The sequence below is a fragment of the Bacillus sp. RO2 genome (assembly GCF_012911845.1).
Lineage (GTDB): Bacteria > Bacillota > Bacilli > Bacillales > Bacillaceae_I > Sutcliffiella_A.
The window spans coordinates 80,834-106,577 of sequence record NZ_JAAXCU010000030.1 but is presented as its reverse complement, the minus strand read 5'-3'; the positions used below and the strand labels follow the sequence as shown (position 1 = coordinate 106,577).

27 protein-coding genes are annotated in these 25,744 nt (G+C 40.3%); 9 read left to right on the top strand and 18 right to left on the bottom strand.

Annotated features, from left to right (window positions below; genetic code table 11):
• Nucleotides 1-392: 392 nt before the first annotated feature.
• From pyc to glsA, 3 genes are all read right to left on the bottom strand, one after another.
• Nucleotides 393-3,836, bottom strand: coding sequence for a pyruvate carboxylase (pyc, locus tag HF078_RS06395; protein WP_169290373.1), 3,444 nt, complete (start codon nt 3,834-3,836; stop codon nt 393-395).
• Nucleotides 3,837-4,061: 225 nt separating this feature from the next.
• A complete protein-coding gene (locus HF078_RS06390) occupies nt 4,062-4,343 on the bottom strand; it encodes an Fpa/YlaN family protein (RefSeq protein ID WP_010192813.1) in 282 nt (93 codons plus the stop codon).
• A 104-nt stretch (nt 4,344-4,447) separates the two neighbouring features.
• Nucleotides 4,448-5,377, bottom strand: a complete 930-nt coding sequence (gene glsA, locus HF078_RS06385) for a glutaminase A (RefSeq protein WP_169290372.1) — start codon at nt 5,375-5,377, stop codon at nt 4,448-4,450.
• A gap of 115 nt (nt 5,378-5,492) precedes the next feature.
• Here glsA and HF078_RS06380 point away from each other — a divergent pair, with 115 nt between their 5' ends.
• Complete coding sequence (locus HF078_RS06380) at nt 5,493-5,993, top strand: peptidyl-prolyl cis-trans isomerase (protein ID WP_169290371.1); 501 nt, start codon at nt 5,493-5,495, stop codon at nt 5,991-5,993.
• A gap of 243 nt (nt 5,994-6,236) precedes the next feature.
• Here HF078_RS06380 and HF078_RS06375 read toward each other — a convergent pair whose 3' ends face one another.
• A complete protein-coding gene (locus HF078_RS06375) occupies nt 6,237-7,565 on the bottom strand; it encodes a PhoH family protein (protein WP_169290370.1) in 1,329 nt (442 codons plus the stop codon).
• A 227-nt stretch (nt 7,566-7,792) separates the two neighbouring features.
• Here HF078_RS06375 and HF078_RS06370 point away from each other — a divergent pair, with 227 nt between their 5' ends.
• Complete coding sequence (locus HF078_RS06370; protein ID WP_169290369.1) at nt 7,793-8,422, top strand: YhcN/YlaJ family sporulation lipoprotein; 630 nt, start codon at nt 7,793-7,795, stop codon at nt 8,420-8,422.
• A gap of 311 nt (nt 8,423-8,733) precedes the next feature.
• Here HF078_RS06370 and HF078_RS06365 read toward each other — a convergent pair whose 3' ends face one another.
• A complete protein-coding gene (locus HF078_RS06365) occupies nt 8,734-9,192 on the bottom strand; it encodes a pyridoxamine 5'-phosphate oxidase family protein (protein WP_169290368.1) in 459 nt (152 codons plus the stop codon).
• 165 nt (nt 9,193-9,357) lie between these two features.
• On the opposite strand from HF078_RS06365, the gene HF078_RS06360 reads away from it, so the two are divergent.
• The gene (locus HF078_RS06360) at nt 9,358-9,558 is read left to right on the top strand and encodes a YlaI family protein (protein ID WP_064101248.1); all 201 of its coding nucleotides are present in this window, start codon (nt 9,358-9,360) and stop codon (nt 9,556-9,558) included.
• Between the two features lie 3 nt (nt 9,559-9,561).
• Nucleotides 9,562-9,996 (top strand): hypothetical protein, encoded by a 435-nt coding sequence (locus tag HF078_RS06355; protein WP_169290367.1) that lies wholly within the window; start codon nt 9,562-9,564, stop codon nt 9,994-9,996.
• Nucleotides 9,997-10,039: 43 nt separating this feature from the next.
• On the opposite strand, the gene HF078_RS06350 is transcribed toward HF078_RS06355, so the two are convergent.
• From HF078_RS06350 to typA, 3 genes are all read right to left on the bottom strand, one after another.
• The gene (locus tag HF078_RS06350; RefSeq protein WP_169290366.1) at nt 10,040-10,324 is read right to left on the bottom strand and encodes a hypothetical protein; all 285 of its coding nucleotides are present in this window, start codon (nt 10,322-10,324) and stop codon (nt 10,040-10,042) included.
• A gap of 12 nt (nt 10,325-10,336) precedes the next feature.
• Nucleotides 10,337-10,651, bottom strand: a complete 315-nt coding sequence (locus tag HF078_RS06345; protein WP_169290365.1) for a YlaH-like family protein — start codon at nt 10,649-10,651, stop codon at nt 10,337-10,339.
• Nucleotides 10,652-10,750: 99 nt separating this feature from the next.
• Entirely contained in the window at nt 10,751-12,586 is a 1,836-nt protein-coding gene (typA, locus tag HF078_RS06340) for a translational GTPase TypA (RefSeq protein WP_060666871.1), read from the bottom strand.
• A gap of 128 nt (nt 12,587-12,714) precedes the next feature.
• On the opposite strand from typA, the gene HF078_RS06335 reads away from it, so the two are divergent.
• Entirely contained in the window at nt 12,715-12,900 is a 186-nt protein-coding gene (locus HF078_RS06335; protein WP_010192789.1) for a YlaF family protein, read from the top strand.
• A 77-nt stretch (nt 12,901-12,977) separates the two neighbouring features.
• On the opposite strand, the gene HF078_RS06330 is transcribed toward HF078_RS06335, so the two are convergent.
• Together HF078_RS06330 and HF078_RS06325 are read right to left on the bottom strand one after the other, a co-directional pair.
• Entirely contained in the window at nt 12,978-13,775 is a 798-nt protein-coding gene (locus tag HF078_RS06330; protein ID WP_169290364.1) for an inositol monophosphatase family protein, read from the bottom strand.
• A 160-nt stretch (nt 13,776-13,935) separates the two neighbouring features.
• The gene (locus HF078_RS06325; protein ID WP_169290363.1) at nt 13,936-14,124 is read right to left on the bottom strand and encodes a hypothetical protein; all 189 of its coding nucleotides are present in this window, start codon (nt 14,122-14,124) and stop codon (nt 13,936-13,938) included.
• A 214-nt stretch (nt 14,125-14,338) separates the two neighbouring features.
• On the opposite strand from HF078_RS06325, the gene HF078_RS06320 reads away from it, so the two are divergent.
• On the top strand, nt 14,339-14,986 hold the full coding sequence (locus HF078_RS06320; protein WP_169290362.1) for a YktB family protein: 648 nt from the start codon (nt 14,339-14,341) through the stop codon (nt 14,984-14,986).
• A 58-nt stretch (nt 14,987-15,044) separates the two neighbouring features.
• Here the strand turns inward: HF078_RS06320 and HF078_RS06315 are convergent, their stop codons facing one another.
• Both HF078_RS06315 and HF078_RS06310 read right to left on the bottom strand, forming a co-directional pair.
• The gene (locus tag HF078_RS06315; protein ID WP_088017986.1) at nt 15,045-15,320 is read right to left on the bottom strand and encodes a UPF0223 family protein; all 276 of its coding nucleotides are present in this window, start codon (nt 15,318-15,320) and stop codon (nt 15,045-15,047) included.
• A gap of 54 nt (nt 15,321-15,374) precedes the next feature.
• Entirely contained in the window at nt 15,375-16,334 is a 960-nt protein-coding gene (locus HF078_RS06310; protein WP_169290361.1) for an NAD(P)H-dependent flavin oxidoreductase, read from the bottom strand.
• Between the two features lie 185 nt (nt 16,335-16,519).
• On the opposite strand from HF078_RS06310, the gene HF078_RS06305 reads away from it, so the two are divergent.
• The gene (locus tag HF078_RS06305) at nt 16,520-18,001 is read left to right on the top strand and encodes an aminotransferase class I/II-fold pyridoxal phosphate-dependent enzyme (RefSeq protein ID WP_169290360.1); all 1,482 of its coding nucleotides are present in this window, start codon (nt 16,520-16,522) and stop codon (nt 17,999-18,001) included.
• 62 nt (nt 18,002-18,063) lie between these two features.
• On the opposite strand, the gene HF078_RS06300 is transcribed toward HF078_RS06305, so the two are convergent.
• Entirely contained in the window at nt 18,064-18,189 is a 126-nt protein-coding gene (locus HF078_RS06300; protein ID WP_082380950.1) for a GapA-binding peptide SR1P, read from the bottom strand.
• A 626-nt stretch (nt 18,190-18,815) separates the two neighbouring features.
• Complete coding sequence (locus HF078_RS06295) at nt 18,816-19,115, bottom strand: DUF3055 domain-containing protein (protein ID WP_148986664.1); 300 nt, start codon at nt 19,113-19,115, stop codon at nt 18,816-18,818.
• A gap of 152 nt (nt 19,116-19,267) precedes the next feature.
• Here HF078_RS06295 and HF078_RS06290 point away from each other — a divergent pair, with 152 nt between their 5' ends.
• Complete coding sequence (locus tag HF078_RS06290; RefSeq protein ID WP_169290359.1) at nt 19,268-19,693, top strand: DUF1885 family protein; 426 nt, start codon at nt 19,268-19,270, stop codon at nt 19,691-19,693.
• A gap of 40 nt (nt 19,694-19,733) precedes the next feature.
• Here the strand turns inward: HF078_RS06290 and HF078_RS06285 are convergent, their stop codons facing one another.
• Nucleotides 19,734-20,657: a polysaccharide deacetylase family protein gene (locus HF078_RS06285; protein WP_169290358.1), complete on the bottom strand. Its 924-nt coding sequence runs from the start codon at nt 20,655-20,657 to the stop codon at nt 19,734-19,736.
• A 566-nt stretch (nt 20,658-21,223) separates the two neighbouring features.
• Between HF078_RS06285 and HF078_RS06280 the strand changes: the two genes are divergently transcribed.
• The gene (locus tag HF078_RS06280) at nt 21,224-21,616 is read left to right on the top strand and encodes a hypothetical protein (RefSeq protein WP_169290357.1); all 393 of its coding nucleotides are present in this window, start codon (nt 21,224-21,226) and stop codon (nt 21,614-21,616) included.
• A gap of 73 nt (nt 21,617-21,689) precedes the next feature.
• Here HF078_RS06280 and lpdA read toward each other — a convergent pair whose 3' ends face one another.
• From lpdA to HF078_RS06265, 3 genes are all read right to left on the bottom strand, one after another.
• Nucleotides 21,690-23,102, bottom strand: coding sequence for a dihydrolipoyl dehydrogenase (gene lpdA / locus HF078_RS06275; RefSeq protein WP_169290356.1), 1,413 nt, complete (start codon nt 23,100-23,102; stop codon nt 21,690-21,692).
• A gap of 3 nt (nt 23,103-23,105) precedes the next feature.
• Complete coding sequence (locus HF078_RS06270) at nt 23,106-24,470, bottom strand: 2-oxo acid dehydrogenase subunit E2 (protein ID WP_169290355.1); 1,365 nt, start codon at nt 24,468-24,470, stop codon at nt 23,106-23,108.
• Nucleotides 24,471-24,765: 295 nt separating this feature from the next.
• Entirely contained in the window at nt 24,766-25,743 is a 978-nt protein-coding gene (locus HF078_RS06265; RefSeq protein WP_148986670.1) for an alpha-ketoacid dehydrogenase subunit beta, read from the bottom strand.
• Nucleotide 25,744 lies beyond the last annotated feature (1 nt).

The following is a 25,744-nucleotide window of genomic DNA, read 5'->3' as shown; positions in this document are numbered from 1 at the left end:
GAGCCTCCTTCAGCTTCGCCTTCGGGGTCTCCACCTAGCACTATCTACCTCAGGAGTCTTCGCCTTTTGCTCCAATCAACAGCTCAAGATTACTAGAACGAAACGTTATTACTTTTACAATTAACTCAGCCATATACCTTACCTCTTCAAAAATCCTAAAGGTTAATGAGGTCACCTTGTTGATTGGAGTGGAAGGCGCGCAGACGCCCGCGGGAGGAAGGGACAGGTGAAGCCCCGGAAGGCGCAAGCCTGAGGAGGCTCACGGACCGCCCGCAGGCAAGCGAACCGCCTGGAACGGAAATCAACTGGATTATATACTTTCTTATCTATTAAAAAAAGAAACTGAGAATGATGGACCATCACTCTCAGTTTCTTTTAATAGGAAAATATAATTATACTTTATCCACTTCAATCAATAAGTCTCCAGTTGCAATTCCCTCTCCAGCTGCTACATGTATCTGTTTAACAGTACCGCTGAATGGTGCTTGTACGGTAGTTTCCATTTTCATGGCTTCCGTAATCATCAGGTGATCTCCTTTGGAAACCTTCTCCCCTTTTTCCACCAATACCTTGATAACTGTCCCAGGCATAGTAGCTCCAATATGGGTAGGATTAGTTGCATCCATTTTAGGTTTTGTTACCACTTCGGATTTAACATTTTCATCTTTAATGTATACTTCACGAGGTTGTCCGTTTAATTCAAAGTACACAACCCTATTTCCGTCCCTTTGTGGTTCCCCAATGGAAACCAGCTTGACCATTAATGTTTTTCCTTGCTCGATTTCCACTTGGATTTCTTCTCCGAGCCTCATGCCGAAGAAAAATGTAGGTGTATCGAGAACGGATACATTCCCATACTGTTCATACTTCTTTTGGTAATCTAAGAACACTTTTGGATAAAGTGCATAAGCAATCATCTCATGACTTGTTACTTGGCGATTCAATGTTTCAAACAATTTTTTGCGAATCTCCTCAAAGTCGACATCATCCAATAGCTCGCCTGGACGAACCGTAATAGGCGATTTTCCTTTTAGGATAACTCTTTGCAGATCTTCTGGGAATCCTCCATGCGGTTGTCCCAAATATCCTTCAAACAATTCGATAACAGAATCCGGAAAATCAATTGTTTCTCCTTTTTCTAGTACATCTTGTTCAGATAGGTTGTTTTGAACCATGAATAACGCCATATCGCCGACTACCTTAGAAGAAGGTGTTACTTTGACAATATCACCAAACATATCGTTAACACGACGGTACATTTGTTTTACTTCTTCCCATCGAGCTCCAAGTCCTACAGCTTTTGCTTGTTGTTGAAGATTACTATATTGTCCTCCAGGCATTTCGTGCATATATACCTCGGAATGCGGGCTGTTCATACCACTTTCAAAATCACTGTAATATTTACGTACATCTTCCCAGTAATGAGATAGCTGTTCTAACGCTTTAACGGATACATCCGGTTTACGGTCTGTCTCTTCTAGAGCATAATATAGGGAATTGGCACTTGGCTGTGAAGTCAGCCCTGCCATGGAACTAATGGCCACGTCCACAATATCAACGCCTGCTTCAATTGCTTTTGCATACATATAGATTCCGTTTCCGCTAGTATCATGTGTATGAAGGTGAATCGGAATGTCCACTGTTTCCTTCAATGTGGATATTAAACGATAAGCTGATTGCGGCTTTAATAGGCCCGCCATATCCTTGATAGCAAGAATATGAGCTCCGCTTCTTTCCAATTCTTTTGCCATATCACTATAATATTGCAGATCATATTTCGTTCTGCTTGGGTCATTGATATCTCCTGTGTAACAGATAGCTGCCTCTGCCAATTTTCCAGAGTCTCGAACTGCATCAATTGCCAAGGTCATCCCCTTGACCCAGTTCAAGCTATCAAAGATCCGGAATACATCAATTCCAGCATAAGCAGATTTCTCGACGAATTCCTTAATCAGGTTGTCTGGATAGTTCTTATACCCTACCGCATTGGATGCTCTAAGTAACATTTGGAAAAGAATATTCGGCGCCTTTTCGCGTAATGTCAACAGACGGTCCCAAGGATTTTCACTTAAGAATCTGTATGCCACATCAAACGTTGCTCCCCCCCACATTTCCATCGAGAAAAGATTTGGCAGCAACTTAGCTGTTGGCTCAGCAATCTGCTTTAAATCATTTGTACGGACTCTTGTTGCCAATAAAGACTGATGCGCATCTCTAAATGTGGTATCTGTCAATAAGACTTCCTTCTGATCTGTCACCCACTTAACCAATCCATCTGCTCCACGCTCATCCAAAATTTGCTTTGTACCGCTTGGTACTTCACCAACATGGCTGACTTCCGGCATTCTAGGATTAGTAAAGATTGGTTTTTTCCTTTTTTCCACACCTGGGAATCCGTTGACGGTTACATTTCCGATATAGGTGAGCATTTTGGTACCACGGTCTTTACGTTTTGGGAAAACAAAAAGCTCAGGTGTTGTATCAATAAATGATGTATCATATTCCCCATTCATGAATTTTGGATGCTTTACCACGTTTTCTAAGAATGGAATATTTGTTTTGATTCCACGAATACGGAATTCTTTCAGGTTTCGCTCCATTTTGGAAGCTGCATGTTCAAATGTCAAAGCCCATGTGGACAACTTAACAAGTAAGGAGTCATAATACGGCGTAATGACTGCTCCTTGATAGCCATTCCCTGCATCCAAACGAACTCCAAATCCTCCACCGGAACGGTATGCCATGATCTTACCTGTGTCCGGCATGAAACCATTTAATGGATCTTCCGTTGTTACACGGGACTGAATGGCAAACCCGTGAACTCGGATGTCTTCCTGCTTTGGAATACCAAGTTTACTGCTATGTAAGGCATGTCCTTCTGCAATTAGGATTTGGGACTGTACAATGTCAACACCCGTTACCATTTCAGTGATGGTGTGCTCAACTTGCACACGAGGGTTAACTTCAATGAAATAGAATTCCTCACCTGCTACCAAAAACTCTACTGTACCCGCATTAATGTAATCTACATTTTCCATCAATTCTACTGCAGCGTTACAAATTCGTTGACGCAAGTCCTCAGATAGAGAAACACTCGGTGCAATCTCTACGACTTTCTGATGACGTCGCTGAATGGAACAATCACGCTCAAACAAATGAATGATTTCTCCATGCTGATCACCAAGGATTTGGACTTCAATATGTTTTGGGTTTTCAATTAGTTTTTCTACATACACATCATCATTTCCAAATGCCGCTTTTGCCTCTGATTTTGCACGATCAAACGACTCACGCAATTCAGATTTACTGCGGACGATACGCATGCCACGACCGCCGCCACCAAGTGCAGCCTTGATCATCAACGGGTAGCCGTACGTTGCAGCAAAGTCCATCACTTCATCCAACGAGTGGACGGGACCATCTGTACCCGGAATGACAGGAATATTGGCCAGTTGGGCTTGTGTTCTTGCTTTTACTTTGTCTCCGAACATATCCAGATGCTTGGATGTTGGCCCAATAAAAATAATGCCTTCTTCTTCACATTTTCTAGCAAAATGAATGTTCTCAGAAAGAAAACCATAACCAGGATGAATCGCATCTACGTCATTCGCTTTTGCAATTTCAATGATTCCATCGATATCAAGGTAAGCATCAATCGGTTTTTTACCTTCTCCTACAAGATATGCTTCATCTGCTTTATAGCGATGGAATGAGCCTATATCCTCATTTGAGTAAATAGCAACTGTGCGAATGTTCAGTTCTGTACAAGCTCGAAAAACACGAATTGCAATCTCGCCGCGGTTCGCAACAAGAACCTTGTTTATTTTTCTCGTCATATTGTCTCCCCCTAGTAGCTACTTCTCGCGTAGAAAAGTTTAGAATATTTTTTCAATTATAAAAGCCATTATACATTATTTTTCGATAACTTTCCTCTTTTTCGATACAATCCTTACTAATTATGTAGAAAAAATGAGATTAATGCTGATTTTCAGGACATTTTTATTTGTAATTTAATAAAAACGCTCAATCAGCTTTAATCGCATGATTGAGCGTTACTAGTATTAATTTCTTTCCCATGCTTCGTAAAGTGCGGAAAGCTCCTTTTCCAATTTAGACAGGATATCTTTCCCCTCTTTTTCAGAAATCAATCCAAGCCTAACAGCAAAATCCATTTCTCGAGAAAGTCCGAACATTTGCGTGTCCAACACTTCTTCGTAGAGCGGGCATTGGGGCATGGTTAAGTTGTCCATTTGGACTTGAATCAGCTTTAAAATTTTATCTGAATCAGCTTTTAAAAGCGTAATAGCTTTATCACGATGATCGACCACGATATCTGATGCCAATATCGATCCCTCCGTTTACGTACAATTACCTATCTTATCTATAAATTTTATCGTTATTTTTAAAAAATTGCAAGGAGGATACGTGTATTTACTATAACTGAATATTAAAACATGCTTAAATCATATTGATCTTGTAGTAATTCTAGTAATTTTAGGCCTGTGTGGCTGTTACCGACTTCATTTAATGGGGGGCCAAAAATTCCAATCCCCATCCGTCCAGGTACAGCTCCCATAATTCCTCCTGATACGCCACTCTTTGCCGGAATACCAATTTTAATGGCAAACTCGCCTGACGCGTTATACATACCGCAAGTCACCATAAATGTTTTACAGATCCTCGCCACTTCTTTAGGCATCACACGTTCACTCGTTAACGGATTTATTCCATCCATTGCAAAAACAGCACCCATCCTTGCCAACTGAAGGCAATTTAACCTGATGGCACAATGTTTCGTATATACTTCCATAATCTCCTCTACATTGCCATGTATGACCCTATCATTCTTCATGTAAAAACAAAGGGACCTGTTCAGAAAAGATGTAGTAAATTCTGAAATGGCTACTTCTTCACAAAAATCAATATCCGGTTCATTCGTAAGCTTCCGGACAAAATCCAATATATATTCTACTTTATCTTCTGCTTTACTGCCTTTCATCATGGAAGTGACGGCTAGGGCACCTGCATTAATCATCGGGTTCAGTGGTTTAGCTTTTGAGGAAGTTTCTAATTTGATAATTGAGTTGAAGGGATCACCTGTTGGCTCCATTCCTACTCTATGGAAAACATGTTCAGGTCCATAATCCATTAAAACAAGTGCAAGGGTAATAATTTTTGATATACTTTGTAACGTAAATCGTTTATCAATATCACCTGCGGATATGCAGTTTCCATCGGGATATACAATAGCACATGATAGATGCTCTGGATTTTCCTTTTGTAATGCCGGTATGTAGTTTGCCACTTTCCCTTCAAATGCTACCTTCTTGGCTTTTTCCACTAATGACTGAAGATCTTCCTCACTCCTGCATGCCAAGTGCACCTCTCCCTTCTATCCTTCATGATAGTCTACCATTAGATTCCCCGATAACATGACAAAAAAACATTCAAGTTATATAATAATGTAAAGGATTACAAATGAGGGGGACAACATGGAAAATATCATCAGAATAGAAGGTAAAGTCAATTTTTCAATTACGCTTGATCCGGGTGTCTGGATTTTCGACGATCGCAGAATAGATTTGGATACATATTTCATAGAAGAAAAACGAGAGAAAACAAATGAGCTTGAAGAGTACACAAAAGCAGTTTCGAAACATTGGGAACGCGAAATCAGGGAAGGTGCGATTTACCCTCCAACCTTAAAATCAGAACGTAAATTCGAAAAGGAAAAACTGCTGAACGGTACATTTGGTATCAAGTTCGGTCCATTTCTCCACAATGCAGAGCCACAACCGGATTCATCAAAAGTCGTTTTTGTTGGAGAAGATAGTGAGCTCGAGGTAGACATCCCTACTGCTCAGGAGATCATTCTTGCCTTTTCTAAAAACGGCAAACCTTTAAAAGAGAACGGACCTGTCCACATTTATTTAGAGGATGGTTCCAACCATGCAGAACCACTTACAGGTGTACACAAAATCATCGTAAAATAAGATGGGATTTCCCCAAAGTGCCGCCGTGACAAAAGTTACGGCGGCACTTTTTTGGTCTGTTAAAGTGAAATGTGCATTTTCAGGATCTCGAGCTGTGGATTGGAGCAAAAGGCGAAGACTCCAGCGGGAGAGAAGCGCAAGGTGGAGACCCCTCAGGCTTGCCGAGGAGGCTCCAGTAGTGCCCCTAGGAAAGCAAAAGCCATTTGCGGAAATTCACAGCGTTGTTTAACAAACCCATATATTCTATAATAGGTCTGCGGCAAGCTTTGCAAGCATGGAACGCTCCCCTTTTACAAGCTTCACATGCCCAGCCAACTTCTGATCCTTAAAGCGCTCCACCACATAAGTTAACCCGTTGTTATACTCATCCAGATAAGGATGATCAATTTGCTCGGGATCCCCCATCAGAACAATTTTACTCCGCTCTCCTACCCTCGTTAAAATAGTTTTTACCTCATGTTTCGTAAGGTTCTGCGCTTCATCAATAATAATGAACTGTTCCGGAATGCTTCTGCCCCTGATATAAGTCAATGCTTCCACTTCAATGGATCCCATACCAGCCAGTATCGCGTCAAGTTCTCCAGGTTTTTTAGTATTAAATAAATATTCCAAGTTGTCATAGATTGGTTGCATCCACGGCCTTAATTTTTCCTCTTTTTCACCAGGTAAAAAGCCGATATCTTTGCCAACAGGTACAATTGGTCGTGCCACTAGCAGTTTTTTATAACGGTTCAAATCCTCCGTCTGCATTAGTCCTGCAGCTAACGCCAAGAGAGTTTTCCCCGTTCCTGCCTTACCCGTCAACGTAACTAGAGGAATGTCTGACCGCAATAGCATTTCAAACGCCATCGTTTGTTGTACATTTCGTGGTCGGATCCCCCAAATGTGGTCTTGATCAAATACAAGTTTTTTGACTTTTTTACCTGTGGAATCAATAATACCTACCGCGGAAGCCGAACCTCCCAATGCATCTTTCATTATAATGAATTGATTGGCATAAAATGGGTGATTGGCTAATTCCGCGGCACTAATTTCTCCTTTTACATAAAACGTATTTAGGGTATCTGTTGGAACATAAATCTCAAGGAACCCTTTGTAAATATGGTCCACTTCTACTACACGATCATTTAAAAAGTCTTCAGAAATCAACCCGATTGCATCGGCCTTCACGCGCACCAAGGCATCTTTACTCACCAGTATGACGGTACGCCCATCCTCTTTTGTCTGTTCTTCCAACGAAAGATTTTTCGCCACCGCAAGAATCCTATTATCATTTGTCTTTTCTACAAATATTTCCTGCAGCTGATGAAAACTTCTATGGTTCAATTCAATCCGAAGTGCTCCACCGTTGTGCAAAGGGATTTTTTCATGAAGTTTTCCTGTAGCTCTCAAAGAATCGATTATCTTTGATACTTGCCTGGCATTCCTTCCTATTTCATCCATATATCTTTTTTTCGAATCCACTTCTTCCAATACCACCGCCGGTATCACTACTTCATTATCCGCAAAGGAATAGATTGCATATGGATCCTGTAACAATACATTTGTATCCAACACATAAATTTTACCCAACCTGCCGCCTCCTACTCTCAGCCCTTCTTTTGTCTTTCTGGAGTGAATCAAGGCATCCTCCCTTTCATTATATGGCCCCAATACAATTAGTGTGTTACTACTTGACCATAAAAGAGGGACGGACCGTTGTTAAAATATATGTCGGAATGAATAAAGATAGAAGAACAAATAAACAATAAAATCAAGACAGATGAAAATGGAATCATCCTAAAGAAGGAGTGAAATAGGTGAAAAGATATTTATTAGTGACCGCAATCGTTACATTGTCTCTTACAGGTTGTATGAATAATCAACCCAGAAATATTTCCAGCGAAGATGAAAACTCTCGAATTATTCATGTCAAAGATTCTGCAGATGTGCAGGTGGATAGAAAAACTGGACAGGAAGTGTCTGCTCATCTGGTGGAGCTTGCAACAAGAGTGCCAAATGTAAATGATGCTACGGCTGTTGTACTTGGTCCATATGCAGTAGTGGGCATCGACGTAAACTCCGATTTGGACCGCGAAAGAGTAAGCACTATTAAATATTCTGTAGCAGAGAGCTTAAAGAACGATCCTTATGGGGCTACAGCTGTCATCCTTGCAGATGCAGACTCCTTTGTTCGCTTGCAGGAAATGGGACGAGATATTCAGAACGGGCGTCCTATTACAGGTGTGATGGAAGAGTTGGCAGAGATTGTTGGCAGGGTTATGCCGGAAATCCCGATTGACCTTAAAGAACCAGTAGCTCCAAATCCTACGGAGCAAAATAACTCCAAACTTCCAAAAGATCAAGAAAAGCAGCTTGAACAGAAACAACAAAAACAATCCAATAACCAAAAGGACGAAGAACGATACAAGGAAGTAAAGCAGGACTAGGACTATGCATTTGCAATAAAATTACTTTGGTAACTGTCCCAAGGGGTTAAAATCCGCTTCGGGGCAGTTTTTTAAATGCATTGCAAGTTCCAGGTTGCATGGGATATCAAGAAAAAAATCAATATATCAATATATTCTGGGATTTATCAATAATTTTTGAGATATATCAATAATTCTTAAGATATATCAAGAAAAACCGGAATATATCAAGAAACCGACACCGGCCCATATAATTCGACAACAACAAAATCTACCCCTTTCTCCCCACATAAAAAACCAGGCTTCCACCTGGTTAATCCAATCATCCAAACTTATTCATACTTTCGTAACGCTGACATCACCTGATGATCTAATTTCTTAGCTGCTTCCACGTCGTAGGTCTTCTCGAATTTGGGCTCCACACTTATTTTAGCGCCGTAGAACATAACATCCCTTACTGTTTTTACATCAAGAGACAATAAAGCCAATTTTAATGGAACATCTTCCATTCTCTCTACTTTAACTGTTGCTTTCGTATGAATGGCATAAACGGAATCGTTGGCCATCAGGTTTACTACAAGTTCGCTATTATGTAACACATTCTTCACGATACGTGACTCCGATTTAACAGCAAGTAAAATAGACTTTTCATCAGGAGCATAAAGCCAAGAAATTGCACTGACATTCGGTCCCCCTGTATCATGGTCAACAGTACTGATTGTTACCAAGGTTTCTTTTTGCAGTGCTTTTTTAAGTGGTTCCACAAGAACGTTTTCTACAAGGTTAGGCATTGTCCAACCCCCCAGTGTATTTTTATTTATCTTACCATATCGCCATTTCCATAGAAAGAATCAGTAAGTTGACGATACTCGCGATAATGCTCCTGTTAGCTATTAATTCTTAATTTTCACCCTTTATGCTATACTAAAGAGTAAGATTGAATAAAGAGGTGAACCATGAGAGTCAAGTGTGTGATTTGTGATAAAATTGAAAGTATCAATGACGAAACGTTAGTTGCGAAAAGACTTCGCAATCGACCAATACATACATATATGTGCGATGAATGCAGTGAAAGAATTGAAAAAAGAACAAATGAGAGAAAAGCTACAGGTAATTTCAAACTGTATGAGCAAAAACAAAATCAGGATGAGTGGTAGACTTTGATACGAAGAGGCGCTTTTACAGGTTTAATAAGCGGGATACTGATGGGAGTGTTTATTAAAGCACTTGAAGCTCTATCCGGAAAAAAGGTATATGTACTTTTGTTAAACGTAGATTTCATTCCCGGTTTCAAAGAAGCAAATCTTTCGGAACTGACCGAATTCTCCCTTCACCTGATTGTTGCTGTTCTTATTGGGATTATGTTTGCTTTTATCATTGAACACTTCCATTTGGTAGATAAAAGAAGGCAGTACCTTGTCGCTATCGCTATTACTTTTCCTACCATCCTGCTGTATTTTCCATTAACGATATTGGCTATAAAAGAAACCCCTGCACCTACAGATGCCGTTTCAATACTTCTTTGGTCCATCGGACATTTGGCGTTTGCAGTATTTCTTCCTATTTTTTATAAAACTACAACCCAAAAAGGATAGATCCCTCACAAGTGACAATCACTAGGGAAGGAGCTATCCTTTTTTATTCATAATTATGGTACTTATCAGGTTCATTTTCTATTTGCTCAAGCATCACGTCAATCAGTTCGATTGGAAATCTTACTTTATGCCGTTCTTCACCTTGATCGTATTCCACGTAATACATAGGCTCTTCTTTAGAGACTATGATGTTTGTGAGCTTATGATCATCTAGGAGAATCCCTTCAAACAGTGCCTTGGTATCTTGTGCTGATTTATCCTCCGGCCTAGCATCTGCTACCACTTTAATGGTCAGCCAATTATAGAGCGTGTCTTGTAGAGACCTCATTAATACCGCCCCCTATGATTCCGAACTTTCTGTTTGCTTGGAACGATGAAGTCGTATTTTATAGATGATCAATATTAAAGCTGCCACTACCAAACCTTCTCCAACAGGAAGAAAGATTCCTAGAAACGTAAGCACTGTACTTCCTAAAGCCAGAAACAAATAAATAACTACTGACTTTAATACTGGCAGTTTCAAGGCGAATCCAAGCTTATAAACTAAAATAGACAACCCTAAAATGGTAAAATACAACAGCCACATGCCTAAATCCGCGTTTTCATCAACACGGTATAGACTAGCAAAAAAGGATAATCTTTGTGTTACATCCATTGCCTTTTCCCCATTTCTAACTTTATTGAATAGATATTATTTAGAAAAAGGGATGACAAAGGTCCTCTTTCAGCTCCCCTGCATCCCTGCTTCTAATTTTTATGCTTCAGCGTACTTTTTCTTTTTCGCTGCTCTTTCACGTTCGTTTTTATCAAGAAGTTTTTTACGTAAACGGATGGATTGTGGAGTAATCTCACAGTACTCATCATCGTTCAAGTATTCTAAAGACTCCTCTAATGTCATAAGACGAGGTTTTTTCATACTTACCGTTTGATCTTTTGTTGCAGAACGAACGTTAGTCGCTTGCTTCATCTTACAAACGTTCACGACAAGGTCATTTTCACGGTTATGCTCTCCCACGATCATTCCTTCGTAAACCTCAGTTCCAGGCTCAACAAAGATCACTCCGCGGTCTTCAATACCCATGATACCATAAGTAGATGCTTTACCACTTTCCATAGAAACAAGAACACCTTGTCGACGTCCACCTACTTGACCTGCTGCCATAGGCTGGTAGCTGTCAAATGTGTGGTTGATGATTCCGTAACCACGAGTTAGGGAAAGGAATTCCGTCGTATACCCAATCAATCCACGAGAAGGCACCATGAAGATTAGACGAACTTGACCGTTACCGTTGTTGATCATGTCTACCATTTCACCTTTACGGGCACCAATGGATTCCATGATAGAACCAGTATAATCTTCCGGTACATCGATTTGTACACGTTCAACTGGCTCAGATTTAACACCATCAATATTTTTGATGATAACTTCAGGTTTAGATACTTGAAGTTCAAAGCCTTCACGACGCATGTTCTCAATCAGGATGGAAAGGTGAAGCTCTCCACGACCTGAAACAACCCATGCATCCGGAGAATCAGTAGGATCAACACGCAAACTTACATCTGTCTCCAACTGAGCTTCTAAACGCTCTTCAATTTTACGAGAAGTTACAAACTTTCCTTCTTTACCAGCAAACGGACTGTTGTTTACCAAGAAAGTCATTTGTAGAGTCGGCTCGTCAATACGAAGAACAGGAAGTGCATCTTGTTGATCAACAGGACAAACAGTTTCCCCTACGTTAATGTCTTCCATTCCGGAAACGGCAACAAGATCGCCAGCTTTTGCTTCTTCAATTTCCACACGTTTAAGACCGATGAAACCAAATAACTTCGTTACACGGAATTGTTTAACAGAACCGTCAAGCTTCATTAGTGCAACTTGTTGGCCAACTTTCATCGTTCCACGGAAAATACGTCCAACACCGATACGTCCCACATAGTCATTGTAGTCAAGTAGCGCTACTTGGAATTGAAGCGGCTCGTTGCTGTTATCAACTGGAGCTGGAATATGCTCAAGAATGGACTCATAGATTGCTTCCATGTTTTCATCTTGTTTTTCAGGATCCATACTTGCTGTACCGTTGATCGCAGATGCATAAACAACTGGGAATTCTAGTTGTTCTTCGTTGGCACCTAATTCAATGAATAAATCGATTACTTCATCGACCACTTCAGTTGGACGAGCAAAGTCACGGTCAATTTTGTTAACAACCACGATAGGTGTTAATTTTTGCTCTAACGCTTTTTTCAAAACAAAGCGCGTTTGAGGCATACAGCCTTCATAAGCGTCTACTACTAAAAGTACTCCATCAACCATTTTCATAATACGTTCCACTTCTCCACCAAAGTCGGCATGTCCTGGTGTGTCCATGATGTTAATGCGCGTATCTTTATAGTTAATTGCCGTATTTTTAGCTAATATAGTAATCCCACGTTCTCTTTCTAAATCATTGGAATCCATGGCACGTTCTGCTACCTGCTCGTTCGTTCTAAACGTACCAGCTTGATGTAGCAATTTGTCCACTAACGTTGTTTTACCATGGTCTACGTGAGCGATAATTGCGATGTTTCTAATATCATTGCGGATGTTCACTATTTCATCTCCCTAATTATACAACTTAATAACTTTAGTATTATACCACAAACATGGTAGAAAAGAGAAAGAGACTTATGTAAAATATATGTTATATGTATTTAGCGTTATCCAAAGGAGTTGATTTTATGAAGGATATTAAATGGATCTTTATGCTTTACGCTGTTTTGGCAGCGGTTTCTTTAGGCATGGTAGGCATCGCGATTGGTGAAAGAAACACGCTTGGGATCGTTGGTGCGTTTGTATTGTTTGGTGTGGTGATGGGACTTGGATTCAAAACAAAAAGAAAAATGCGTGAAAATGGCCAATTATAAAATTGACAATATGTTCCTACAATAACTTATTCAAAATAATGAAAACCCACGGCCTTATTCACGGTCGTGGGTTTCATTTATTTCTTCAATTTATACAAGTAATCCTTGCTAATCACTTCATGCAACCCTGGCTTACATACAAAGACACTGTTCTGCCCAAGCAAGTTTAGAGGTTCACCGTGAAGTGTGGTCACTTTTCCACCGAGCTCGTTTACAAGTATTAGTCCCGCTGCAAAATCCCAAGGGGAAAGTCTCAAAGTAATATATGCATCAATTCGGCCTGTTGCTACATACGCCATTTCAAGTGCTGCTGATCCGTAAGATCTAGTACCTCTAACTTTCTTCACAAGAGGAGCCAAAATAGTGGGATCAATTCGTTTATTTTCCGTAATCCATGTGGCATTTAAACCGATAACAGCTCTCTCTACTGCCACCTCTTCCAATGGTGGAAGTTTAATATCGTTCAAATAAGCACCTTCCCCTGCTTTTGCATGGTATAGCTCATCATGAACCACATCATAAATTAGACCAATCTTCCCAACACCATCCTCATAGACGGCAACTGATATGGCAAAATTACGTTGCTGATGGACAAAATTCATGGTTCCATCAATAGGATCAATGATCCACACCGTCCCATCGAGTTTATCCAAATTATCTCCAAATCCCTCTTCTCCGAGGATTTGGTGTTCTGGATAGGTTTTTCTAATTTGTTCTATAAAAAATTGTTCCGTTTCCCGGTCAATATTAGTTACAAGATCATCAGGAGAGGATTTAGTATGTATCATCAATTCCTTGCTGAAAGAAGTTCGAATACGTTCTCCCGCTTCTCTCGTCCATTTTTTTGCATTATCATCAATTTCTGTCCAATTCATGTATTCTCCTGCCCTTCTGCTACGAAATTCAGTGCAACTGATAAAATATGTATAATCAAATTATGTATGTTTTAGCTTACTGAAACAAAAGGGTAAAATCAAGTAATAGGTCACACAGAAAAACGAACCTCATACAGGTTCGTCTAAGTAGCTGATGCCACTAAACCCCTAGACTTAACATTTCTTTTCTAAGTTGCTCTAATTTAGATTTCGTTTTCTTCATTTTTTCCTTATCACTCTCTTGTATTGCTTCAAACAAAACTGCCAGTTCATAGTCGATTTCCATCCGCAATACCGCGCGCTGATTTTCCTCTTTTTTCTTTTTCCAAGGTGTCGCCACTTGTTTCATTATAATTCCCTCCCTCTATAAAGTTTCTCGGTTCCAAAGGATTCAATTTTCTAATGGTTGCTATATCATATGAAGGGAATGAAAGATGGTAACTAAAATGTGCAGTTACCTAAAAAGAAACTAAAATGGGGGAAAACCTAATCTTTTGGCAGAGAAAAATGGCTATGCTAAAATGAGAAATATAAAAAGCTATGTTCAGAAATGGGGCGACTACATGAAAAACAAAAAATTTAACGGTTTTAAGAAAAAAGATTTCAATGTATTTACTATAGATGGATTAGAAGAAAGAATGGAAGTTTTAAAGTCTCAAATACAGCCGAAGTTTGAGTTACTCGGCCAATATTTCTCTCCCTCTCTAACTGCCATGACTGGTGATGAAATGCACTATCATGTTGCCAAGCATGCAAGGAGAACCAAGAACCCTCCAAAAGATTCCTGGGTTGCCTTTGCAAATAATGCACGTGGATATAAGATGTTGCCGCATTTCCAGATTGGCTTATGGGAAACACATGTGTTTGTCTGGTTTGCTGTTATCTATGAAGCACCAATGAAAGAAGCATTTGGCGAGATATTGGTTGAAAATCTGTCAACTATCCGTGAGCAGATCCCTTCGGATTTTGTCTGGTCCAAAGATCACACTAAGCCGGAAGTTATCAGTCAATCTGATTTGACAGAAGACGCCCATAAAGAGCTATTTGAGCGATTGATTAACGTGAAGAAAGCAGAAATACTTTGTGGCATTCAAATACCAAAAGAAGAGGCAATCAAGCTTTCTGGAGACGAAACGATAGCGCGCATAGAGGAAGCTATCCAAACAGTCAAAGGGTTATATAACCTAACGAAGCAGACAGTGGAAGCCTAAAATAGTTTGGACTCAAAAAGATCTCAGAACCATTGCGGTTCTGAGATTTTCTTATTAATCATTTTGACATCTTCACCTGTTCACCAGGGTTCATGTCTTTTGCTTTTTTTATCGTACGGTAAACAGAAAAACCACTCAATTCCTCATATTCATTTGCGAGATTTCGTTCTTCCGCCTTGCCTGGTACGATTTCTTTGAACCTGCGGTATAAGGATAAAAGCTGATCACGCTCCACACCTTTGCTGTAAGTAAGCTCGACCGCTTCATATAGTGCAATAACGTCTACAATTTCATCTGTAGACCAGTCATAAGAAATGGGATAAGAGAAATCCATAACTTCACCTCATTATATGTATAGTGGAAAAGTAAAGTATATCATCTTCCTTCTTTAGTTTGTCCACTTCTCCCGAATATTTTCCGCTTCCTTCACCATTCTCGACAGAAGTTGTTCCACACTTGGCACATCCTCTATCAATCCCATTACCTGACCAGCCCAAGCATAACCCGAATCCGTTTTGCCATCATAGATATAACGTTTGTTTGCAGTCCCACTAATAAAGTCTTTTAACCCTTCATAGCCTTTTGCTTCCTGTTCAATATTTAAAATCTGGTCAGTCCAAGTATTTTGAATGGCTCTTGCAGGTGCCCCAAGACTTCTTTTAATGACCACCGTATCGTTCTCGGTTCCGCTTACTAGCCTTTCTTTGTATATTGGATGAGCATGCATACATTCCTTGGTTGCGATAAATCTCGTCCCCATTTCTATCCCATCCGCACCAAGTGCCAAAGCAGCCATCAACCCGCGACCGTCACCAATGCCTCCTGAAGCGATGACAGGTATCTTTAAGGCGTCTACTACTTTCGGGACTAATACCATGGTTCCTAAGTCGTTTTTGCCTAGGTGGCCTCCTCCTTCTTGTCCCACGACCATGACCGCATCAGCGCCTAGTTCTTCCGCTTTTTCTGCTTGTCTTCGAGCTGCAACGAGAACTAATTTTTTGCAATTGGAGCCTTCCAGCCTTTTGAAGATCGGAGAAGGGTTTCCTCCTGTCATAGAGATGACTGGGACCTCTTCTTCTAAAGCAATATCCAACATATGTTCAAATGGTCTTCCATGTTGGCCTATTGCATAGTTCACACCAAATGGTTTATCTGTCATCCTTCTAACCTTTCTAATTTCTTCTCTTAATAAATCTGGACTTTCCAAACTCATGGCCGTTATTTGCCCAAGACCTCCTGCATTGGAAACGGCGGCAGCCAAGTCTGCGTATGCTAAATAAGCAAGTCCACCTTGTATTATTGGATATTTAATATCTAAAAGTTTGGTTACTCTTGTCTCCCATTTCATAATCAACTTCTCCTTTCTATGTCTCTTTATATGTTTCTTTAAAATATGACAAATTCCTGCTATGCAATGAGTAGGATAAATGCTATAATTTCATTTGTTTTATGTGAATGTTTGTTCTGCGTAATTAGATGCGTTAAGATAAACGAAACCGAAACTAAGCTAAATTAAAGAGGTGCATAAGTAAGTTGACATATTCTCAAAACGACACGCCATTATTTACTGGACTTTTAAATCACGCCAAAGGGAATCCGGTTCAGTTCCATATTCCCGGACATAAAAAAGGAGCCGGCATTGACCCTGAATTCCGAGAATTTATCGGCGAAAATGCTCTTTCCATAGATCTAATTAACATTGGGCCCCTTGATGATCTTCATCAGCCAAAGGGAATGATTAAAGAAGCTCAAGACCTTGCAGCAAAAGCTTTTGGAGCTGACCACACGTTTTTCTCTGTACAAGGTACAAGTGGAGCCATCATGACAATGGTGATGGCGGTTTGCGGGCCTGGAGAAAAAATCATCGTACCTAGGAATGTTCATAAATCTGTCATGTCTGCCATTGTTTTTTCAGGAGCTGTACCAATCTTTATTCACCCAGAAGTGGACAAAGACCTAGGAATCTCTCACGGCATCACGACAGACTCTGTTGAAAAGGCGCTTCAGCAACATCCTGATGCAAAAGGTGTACTTGTCATCAACCCTACTTATTTTGGTGTTTCAGCTGATTTAAGTCAGATTGTTGAAATTGCTCATTCATTTAACGTGCCTGTACTTGTAGATGAAGCGCACGGGGTTCATATCCATTTCCATGAAGAACTTCCTTTATCAGCTATGCAAGCCGGAGCTGACATGGCTGCAACGAGTGTCCATAAGCTTGGAGGTTCTATGACACAAAGTTCTATATTGAATGTACGAGAAGGATTGGTGAATGTAAATCGCATTCAAAGCATATTAAGTATGTTAACCACTACATCCACTTCTTACCTGTTATTAGCTTCATTGGATGTTGCCAGAAAACGCCTTGCCACCGAAGGACACTTGCTAATAGAAAAGACGATCCAACTTGCTAATAAAACACGGGATGCCATTAATGAAATTGAGCATTTACATTGTGTAGGGCCTGAAATTTTAGGCAGAAAAGCAACCTTTGACTATGACCCGACAAAGCTGATTATTTCTGTGAAAAACCTAAACCTTACAGGATATGATGTTGAGAAATGGCTTCGTCAAAAATATAACATTGAAGTGGAACTTTCCGATCTCTATAACATTCTTTGTATTATCACACCTGGAGACTCTGAGGTAGAGACAGGAATGCTGCTAGAAGCGCTTAAAGACTTGTCCGAAGAGTTTAAGCACCAGGCTGGTGAATCCGGCGAAAAAGTAAAGGTACTTCTTCCAGACATCCCAGTGTTGGCTATTGCACCAAGGGATGCCTTCTACTCTGAGACGGAAGTTGTTCCATTCGAAAAATCTGCCGGTCGAATTATTGCAGAGTTTATCATGGTGTATCCTCCAGGTATTCCTATTTTTACCCCTGGTGAGATTATTACGGAAGAAAACCTATCCTACATTACAAAAACACTTGAAGTAGGACTCCCTGTACAAGGTCCGGAAGATTATGAATTAAAAACATTAAGAGTTATAAAAGAACATAAAGCAATTCGATAAAATGAACAAAGAGCAGGTCCCCTCACTTACCGGGGACCTGCTCTTTCTATTAATATATGATTCTAGGCTAGGTCTTCGCTTTTTTCAGAGCACTGACAATCTGCACATTTTGCATAATAAGTCGTAACTTTTTCATCCTCAAAGTGATCTACTGCGCTGTTACAAGTTTGACAAATGATTGTACCCATACCCTTCAACCTCTTTCCTAAAAGAAATTTTTTGCAAAGTCGCCTTTTAATGAAAGCGCTTTATGATGTGTTACTTCTATCATAAAGCCTAAAATGTGTTATGTCAATAACTAAATTGTATAACACATTTAAAAATTGAGTTTATAGGTTGTTTCGCTTTGTTTCCGGTTATTGGACTATTATCAAGGATTTCATCTCCGTTCGGGCGTATAGATTGCTTCTATTAGACCGTTCTTGCTGATTAGCGGTCTGTTTGGGTATTGATATTCCACTTATTTCCTTCTATTGGACAGTTGAAGCGGATTTCTCCACTGTTCGGGCATAGAGAACGCTTCTATTTGACCGTTTTGGCTAATTAATGGTCTGTTTGGGTGTTGATATTCCATTTATTACCTCCTATTGGACAGTTCGCACGAATTTCCCCGCTATTCGGGCCTAGAGAACGCTTCTATTTGACCGTTCTTATCAATTTGCTGCTTGTTCGGGTGTTGAGAATCCACTTTTTCCCTCCTTTTAGACAGGTCCCTAGTTCTTCTCCGCTGTTCATGCATATAGAAACCCATTTTCCCAACCCAAAAGGCCAATACCCCCACTAACAGGACATTGGCCTCGAAAGAAATCATCTTTTATTCATATTGTTCTTGAAACGGACTTGCAGGAATTGCCTCAGAAAAAAACTCTGCAAGATCTTCTGCTTGTTCTTGTGAATCAATTCGGAATACATGTTGAAGGTGGTTAAGGTCGGTAATGTCTTTAGGGTCGAGGAGGGTAGAACGGCCGGTTTGCATACAGATGACAAGGGGCTTACCAAAAAACATATTCGTGTACACGATACCAAAATCATATCTAACATCTTTAGTCGTAAAACCAACAAAGCGAACAGGAACATTCTCATTGTTATCATAAAGCTTGTCAAATAAGTTCATAAGGTACCTCCTTTTTATTTTTTGGTTATTCAGAATTTTATTATAACTTAAAAAATGCCTGATTTGCAAGAATTTTCACTTAGTGATTGTCAGCAGATTTCTGATAATGCTAGAATAGAAATAATGGAATTGTCAGATTAGGAGTGAATACCATGGCCAGCAGCGCTTACATTAATTTAGTTCCCAATTCAAAAGAGAAAACGCTTACCGTTGAAGATGTAAAAGAGTTATTAAACTACTATAGAGAAATCACCTCCAAGACTGGAAAACAATTAGGATGGGAATACAGCCAGGCAGCGTTTCCCTATGAGTTAAAAGAAAAGCCTGACGGTAAGGGTCAGTGGTTTTATCTAAAAGGAACAGAGGACCGATACAAGATGATCCTTATCGGTGTGGGTACACAAATTGCCAAATCAGAAGAGACCATGCCCTTGTCCTACATACAAGTTACTTTGCACGATCAGAGTACGCACGGAGATAAAGCAAAGGCAAATGAGCTATGTAAGTTTCTTGCAAAAAAGCTAGAGGCTGAGCTTAAATTATTCACAGGCAGTATCATGTACTATTATAAGCGTTGAATAAAAAAATCCCGCTCTCATATGAGCGGGATTTCTTTATTTAATCAGTTTCTGTATTTGCATTATCAGTTCCTATCAAGTCCGGGTCAAGAATTTCGTATTCTTTTGCTTGAAGCCCTTTTACAATTTCCGCTAACGCATCTTTCGTCCATTCACGGTCATGCATTAACAGATTGGCCCCGCTGTTCAGAAATTCAGTGTTAACCATAATATCTGCTAATGCCTCAGCATCCATGTAATCTGCTTCCCAATCATAACCATACGTCCAATTCATAGGAATCATTCCTTCTTGCTTTACCAAATCTATCGCATAGTCTGTATTAGTGCCAAATGGAGCTCGGAAGAAACGGGGACGTTCACCAGTGATTTCTTCTATCCGGTCGCTAAGCATTACAATTTCTTCGTACTGCTCTTCTTCTGTTAGCTGTCTTAAGGACTTATGCGTCATTGTATGATTTCCAATTGGGAAACCCATCTCATAGATGGTTTTTAATACTTCTTGCTCTTCTTTCGTTTCTAGGAAGTGACCATTAACAAAGAAGATAGCTTTAACTCCTAGCTCTTTCAGGATCGTAGCCATTTCTAATGCGTACCTATCTGGAGCATCATCTATTGTTAATAGAACCACTTCGGAGTTTGCACCACCCAAAGATTCTATTGCAGAAGTGATGGGGTTTACTACATATTGGGGTTCTTGAGGCTGATTTTCTTGTACTTGGTCTTCTTTACCTGAGTCTTGTTCTTCTTCTTCCTCATCGGAGCTCACTGTTTCTTGTTCTGGTTCTTCAATCGGATCTTCAGTTTTTGACACAGGGACATCTTTTTCTTCCTCTTTCACTACAGAATCATTTTCTTCCGTATGAGCATCTGTTGCAGAGGAGTCTTGCTCTTTTTCAACTTGTCCATTTTGCCCGCAAGCTACAAGGAGGAGCAATAATGATGCTGATAGTATCCATTTTTTCATATTCTTTCCTCCATACGTAAGTTTCACCTTTAATCATACTAGCATTTACTATATGAAGGCAATGTTTTTCCAGATATTTAAACTTTGAAAGGCAATTTATCCTCCAAAAACAAAATAGTAAAATAGGCTCTGAAAACTAAAATAAAATATAAAACTTATGGCAGTTGTTATCGCGGCATGCTTCTTTTTATGAATGATTGACATGGCGAGGGTATAACAGAGATAGATAAATATACCTAATAGAATAATTTTGGCCTGCATTTTATCCCTGACCGAAAACCATTCTATGATACTATATGTCCCCCAGAAAATATTTTGTATTAAAAACACCACATAATTTTTCATAAAAGCAGCTCCTTACTGCATATTTCTATTTATGTAACCGATTTTCCATGATCGAAAACCTTAATAATTAATATGCCAGAAAGGAGCTATCTATTTTTCAATTATGTAACATTTAGATGACAAGGCCTGATTACATATAATTTAATGGTAGAATAGCACCAAATAGCAGAACAAAAGTAACTATTTTTTATATACGTTGTTAATAGAAAGTGAGGATTGCCATGATTAGAGGCGCTGTTATCTTTTTCACTTTGTCTTTTTTCATTTTATCTTCCTGTCAAGAAAATCAATCGATAACTCACATTCAATTTCCTGATGATTCTCGCACGCTCGTATTCTTTACGGACGAAACTAATTTACAGGATGAGAGTACATATTATGATGCGATCATTGATTTGAAAAGTTCATTTCCAGATGAAGTAGCTAATTTAAAAGTAGTTCATTCTGAAGATGAAAAAATTCTATATAAGCAGTTCAATGTGAAGGAGACCCCTTCATTAATTGTCGTTCATGACAATGAAGTAGTTACGCAAATAGAAGGTTCTAAACCTAAAAAAGATATCGTCGTTTCCATTGAACAGGCGTTAAACCAAGCAGGGAATTCTACCTATTAGACGGTAGAATCCCTTTTTTTGTACAAAAAAAAGAAGAGCCTCCACATACATTGGAGGCTCTTCGCCAAAAGTTTTACTTAACGATATGAATCGGGCTTCCCATTGCCACTTCCGCAGCTTCCATTGTGATTTCTCCCAATGTTGGGTGCGCGTGGATCGTCATGGCGATATCTTCAGCTGTCATACCAGCTTCGATAGCAAGACCAAGTTCAGCAATCATGTCGGATGCACTAGAACCGGCAATTTGAGCACCGATAATTAATCCATCTTCTTTACGAGTTACAAGCTTTAAGAATCCGTCTGTTGCGTTCAATGCCAATGCACGGCCGTTTGCAGCAAATGGGAACTTAGCAGCTGTTACTTCGATTCCTTCTTCTTTTGCTTGAGCTTCTGTGTAACCTACAGATGCAAGTTCTGGCTCAGAGAATACTACCGCAGGAATACCTAAGTAGTCAATCTCAGCAGGCTCACCAGCAATTGCTTCTGCAGCGATCTTACCTTCGTAAGAAGCTTTATGTGCAAGTGGTGGTCCATCTACGATATCACCAATAGCATAGATGTTAGAAACGCTAGTGCGGCACTGCTTGTCAATTTTGACAACGCCACGGTCTGTCATTTCTACGCCAACCTGCTCAAGGCCAAGCTCATCTGTGTTAGGACGGCGGCCTACAGTAACTAGTACATAATCAGCGTCGATAGTTTGCTCTTCGCCCTTTACTTCAATCGTTACTTTTACGCCATCTTCCGTTTCTTCTACACCTTTAGCCATTGCTTTTGTGAAGATTTCTACGTTACCTTTTTTCTTCAGGTTACGCTTAACAAGTGAGCTCATTTGCTTTTCGAAACCAGCCAAGATCTCATCTGCAGCTTCCACAATAACAACTTCTGTTCCAAAGTTAGCATATGCTGTACCTAGCTCCGTACCGATGTAACCTCCACCGATAACAACTAATTTCTTTGGAATTTCTTTAAGTGCCAATGCGCCTGTAGAGTCAAGAACACGCTTGGAATACTTGAAAGTCGGGATTTCAATTGGGCGAGAACCTGTTGCAATGATACAGTTATTGAACTTGTATGTTTGCGCAGAGTTATCGTCCATGATACGAACTGTGTTGCCGTCTACGAAGTATGCTTCCCCTGAAACGATGTCTACTTTATTCCCCTTAAGTAGACCTTCCACTCCGCCAGTTAATTTTTTTACTACTCCAGCTTTCCATTCTTGAACTTTAGTGAAATCAACTGTTACGTTCTCAGCTTTGATTCCCATGTCTTCAGAATGTTGTGCTGTTTCATAGCGGTGACCTGCAGAAATTAACGCTTTGGAAGGGATACATCCAACGTTTAGACATACTCCACCAAGTGTGTTCTTTTCTACGATTGTTACCTTTTGTCCCAGTTGAGCCGCGCGGATTGCAGCAACATATCCGCCAGGGCCCGAACCGATGACAAGCGTATCTACATCAATTGCGAAATCTCCTACTACCATTTATTAACCCTCCATTAACAATAATTGTGGATCGTTCAATAGGCGCTTGATATGGTTAAGCGCATTTTGAGCAGTAGCGCCATCAATCATACGATGGTCAAAGCTTAGTGATAATGCAAGAACTGGAGCCACTACAATTTCTCCGTCTTTCACTACAGGTTTTTCTGCGATACGGCCGATACCTAGAATCGCAACCTCTGGATGGTTAATAACCGGTGTGAACCATTGTCCACCAGCAGATCCGATGTTTGTAATTGTGCAAGAAGCACCTTTCATTTCATCAGAAGCCAATTTACCGTCACGTGCTTTTCCAGCAAGTTCGTTGATCTCATTGGAAATGGAGAAGATAGACTTTCTGTCCGCATCTTTCACAACAGGAACTAGTAAGCCTTTTTCTGTATCAGCAGCGATTCCGATATTGTAATAATGCTTGTGAACAATCTCATCTGTTGCATCATCAAGAGATGTGTTAAGTACAGGATACTCACGTAACGCAGATGTAAGTGCTTTAACTACGTATGGTAAGAATGTTAACTTAATACCTTTGTCTGCTGCAACTGATTTGAATTTCTTACGGTGTGCAACAAGCTCTGTCACATCGATTTCATCCATCAATGTTACGTGAGGTGCAGTATGCTTAGAGTTAACCATCGCTTTTGCGATCGCACGGCGCATACCACTCATTTTCTCACGAGTCTCTGGGTATTGACCAGCAGGAATTGCTTGTTTTTCTTGTTTTGTTTCTGTTTTTGTTTCTTCTTTAGCTGCCGGAGCTGCTTCAGTAGTAGTTTGTTCTGCTTTAGCGCTTCCTCCGCTTAAGAATGCATCGATATCGCTCTTAAGGACACGTCCGTTGTCGCCGGATCCAGCAACTTGACGGATTTCAACGCCTTTTTCACGAGCATATTTACGTACGGAAGGCATTGCAATTACGCGTCTGTTTGGATCTACTTCTGCTTGCTCTTGTGTGCCAGCGCCTGTTTCAGCTTTTGGCTCTTCTTTTGGAGCTTCTTCTTTTTTAACATCTAGACCAGCTTCAGCTGTTGCTTGAACTTGTCCTTCTGTTTTTTCTTCTGCTTTTGCATCGTCGCTTCCGTGGTCGTCACCTTTAAATTTAAGGTCTTCATAACCTGGTGCGTCTAGTGTGATGATGGTTTGTCCAACAGTACAGACAGTACCTTCTTCCACTTTCAATTCCGTAACTTTCCCTTTAACAGGAGATGGAATTTCTACGACTGCTTTATCGTTTTGTACTTCACAAAGTACGTCATCTTCTTCGATTTCGTCACCTGGTTTTACGAACCATTTTACGATTTCACCTTCATGGATACCTTCACCGATATCTGGCAGTTTAAATTCGAATGCCACAGTATTCAACCTCCTATGATAGATAGCTTTATAAGGAATCTGTTTACGTCTGTAGATTTCCGTTCCAGGTGTTCGCTTATCCTTGGTCGGTGCTTGAGCCTCCTCACAACGCTTCAGGGGTCTCAACCTACCGGTACTTCCCGCAGGAGTCTCACACCTTGCACTACAATCTACAGAGAGATAAGTAAAACGAGATAGCCTACTTTTGCTTACTTTTGTATAAAATGGAGAGCCCACTCTTGGCTAGGCGAAGAATGGACTTCCGTATGGTAGTTCTATTGAAGAACTATTTATATTAGAAGTTCAGAACTTTTTTCGCTGTTTCTAGAACATCTTTATGATTTGGCAACCATACGCTCTCTGCTTGAGAGAATGGGAATACCGTATCAGGTGCAGCTACACGCAATACCGGTGCTTCTAGGCTAAGAATTGCACGGTCGTTGATTTCTGCTACGATGTTAGCGCCGATACCAGCTTGTTTTTGTGCTTCTTGGACAACAATCGCACGGCCTGTTTTCTCAACAGATGCAATGATTGTTTCGATATCCAATGGACTAATTGTACGTAAGTCGATTACTTCAGCAGATACACCGTCTTTTTCAAGTTGGTCAGCTGCTTTTAAGCACTCATGTACCATTGCTCCGTAAGTTATCATCGTGATGTCAGAACCTTCACGTTTAACATCTGCTTTACCGATCTCAATTGTGTACTCTTCTTCAGGTACCTCTTGACGGAAAGAACGGTATAATTTCATGTGCTCCAAGAAGATAACTGGGTCGTTATCACGGATTGCAGAAATTAAAAGTCCTTTTGCATCATAAGGTGTTGCAGGAATAACTACTTTTAGACCTGGTTGTTGCGCTACAAGACCTTCAAGGCTATCTGCATGAAGTTCTGGAGTATGAACTCCTCCACCAAACGGGGAACGAATTGTTACAGGAGCGTTCCAACGCCCACCAGTACGATAACGCATACGAGCAAGTTGTCCACTAACAGAGTCCATTACTTCGTATACGAAACCGAAGAATTGGATTTCCATTACAGGACGGAAGCCGGTTACACCGAAGCCGACAGCAAGTCCACCGATTCCTGATTCTGCAAGTGGTGTATCAAACACGCGGTCTTCCCCGAACTCAGCTTGAAGGCCTTCGGTTGCACGGAAAACCCCACCGTTTTGACCAACGTCTTCACCGAAAAGTAAGACGTTTTCGTCATTTTTCAATTCTGTGCGTAACGCATCAGTGATTGCTTGAATCATTGTCATTTGCGCCATG

Excerpts from the sequence above, each read along its gene's own strand:
- pyc (WP_169290373.1), bottom strand. The coding sequence starts at position 3,836 with ATGACGAGAAAAATAAACAAGGTTCTTGTTGCGAACCGCGGCGAGATT.
- HF078_RS06380 (WP_169290371.1), top strand. The coding sequence starts at position 5,493 with ATGGAAAATATCATCAGAATAGAAGGTAAAGTCAATTTTTCAATTACG.
- HF078_RS06365 (WP_169290368.1), bottom strand. The coding sequence starts at position 9,192 with ATGCCTAACCTTGTAGAAAACGTTCTTGTGGAACCACTTAAAAAAGCA.
- HF078_RS06360 (WP_064101248.1), top strand. The coding sequence starts at position 9,358 with ATGAGAGTCAAGTGTGTGATTTGTGATAAAATTGAAAGTATCAATGAC.
- HF078_RS06350 (WP_169290366.1), bottom strand. The coding sequence starts at position 10,324 with ATGAGGTCTCTACAAGACACGCTCTATAATTGGCTGACCATTAAAGTG.
- HF078_RS06345 (WP_169290365.1), bottom strand. The coding sequence starts at position 10,651 with ATGGATGTAACACAAAGATTATCCTTTTTTGCTAGTCTATACCGTGTT.
- HF078_RS06335 (WP_010192789.1), top strand. The coding sequence starts at position 12,715 with ATGAAGGATATTAAATGGATCTTTATGCTTTACGCTGTTTTGGCAGCG.
- HF078_RS06330 (WP_169290364.1), bottom strand. The coding sequence starts at position 13,775 with ATGAATTGGACAGAAATTGATGATAATGCAAAAAAATGGACGAGAGAA.
- HF078_RS06325 (WP_169290363.1), bottom strand. The coding sequence starts at position 14,124 with ATGAAACAAGTGGCGACACCTTGGAAAAAGAAAAAAGAGGAAAATCAG.
- HF078_RS06320 (WP_169290362.1), top strand. The coding sequence starts at position 14,339 with ATGAAAAACAAAAAATTTAACGGTTTTAAGAAAAAAGATTTCAATGTA.
- HF078_RS06315 (WP_088017986.1), bottom strand. The coding sequence starts at position 15,320 with ATGGATTTCTCTTATCCCATTTCTTATGACTGGTCTACAGATGAAATT.
- HF078_RS06310 (WP_169290361.1), bottom strand. The coding sequence starts at position 16,334 with ATGAAATGGGAGACAAGAGTAACCAAACTTTTAGATATTAAATATCCA.
- HF078_RS06300 (WP_082380950.1), bottom strand. The coding sequence starts at position 18,189 with ATGGGTACAATCATTTGTCAAACTTGTAACAGCGCAGTAGATCACTTT.
- HF078_RS06295 (WP_148986664.1), bottom strand. The coding sequence starts at position 19,115 with ATGAACTTATTTGACAAGCTTTATGATAACAATGAGAATGTTCCTGTT.
- HF078_RS06290 (WP_169290359.1), top strand. The coding sequence starts at position 19,268 with ATGGCCAGCAGCGCTTACATTAATTTAGTTCCCAATTCAAAAGAGAAA.
- HF078_RS06285 (WP_169290358.1), bottom strand. The coding sequence starts at position 20,657 with ATGAAAAAATGGATACTATCAGCATCATTATTGCTCCTCCTTGTAGCT.
- HF078_RS06280 (WP_169290357.1), top strand. The coding sequence starts at position 21,224 with ATGATTAGAGGCGCTGTTATCTTTTTCACTTTGTCTTTTTTCATTTTA.
- lpdA (WP_169290356.1), bottom strand. The coding sequence starts at position 23,102 with ATGGTAGTAGGAGATTTCGCAATTGATGTAGATACGCTTGTCATCGGT.
- HF078_RS06265 (WP_148986670.1), bottom strand. The coding sequence starts at position 25,743 with ATGGCGCAAATGACAATGATTCAAGCAATCACTGATGCGTTACGCACA.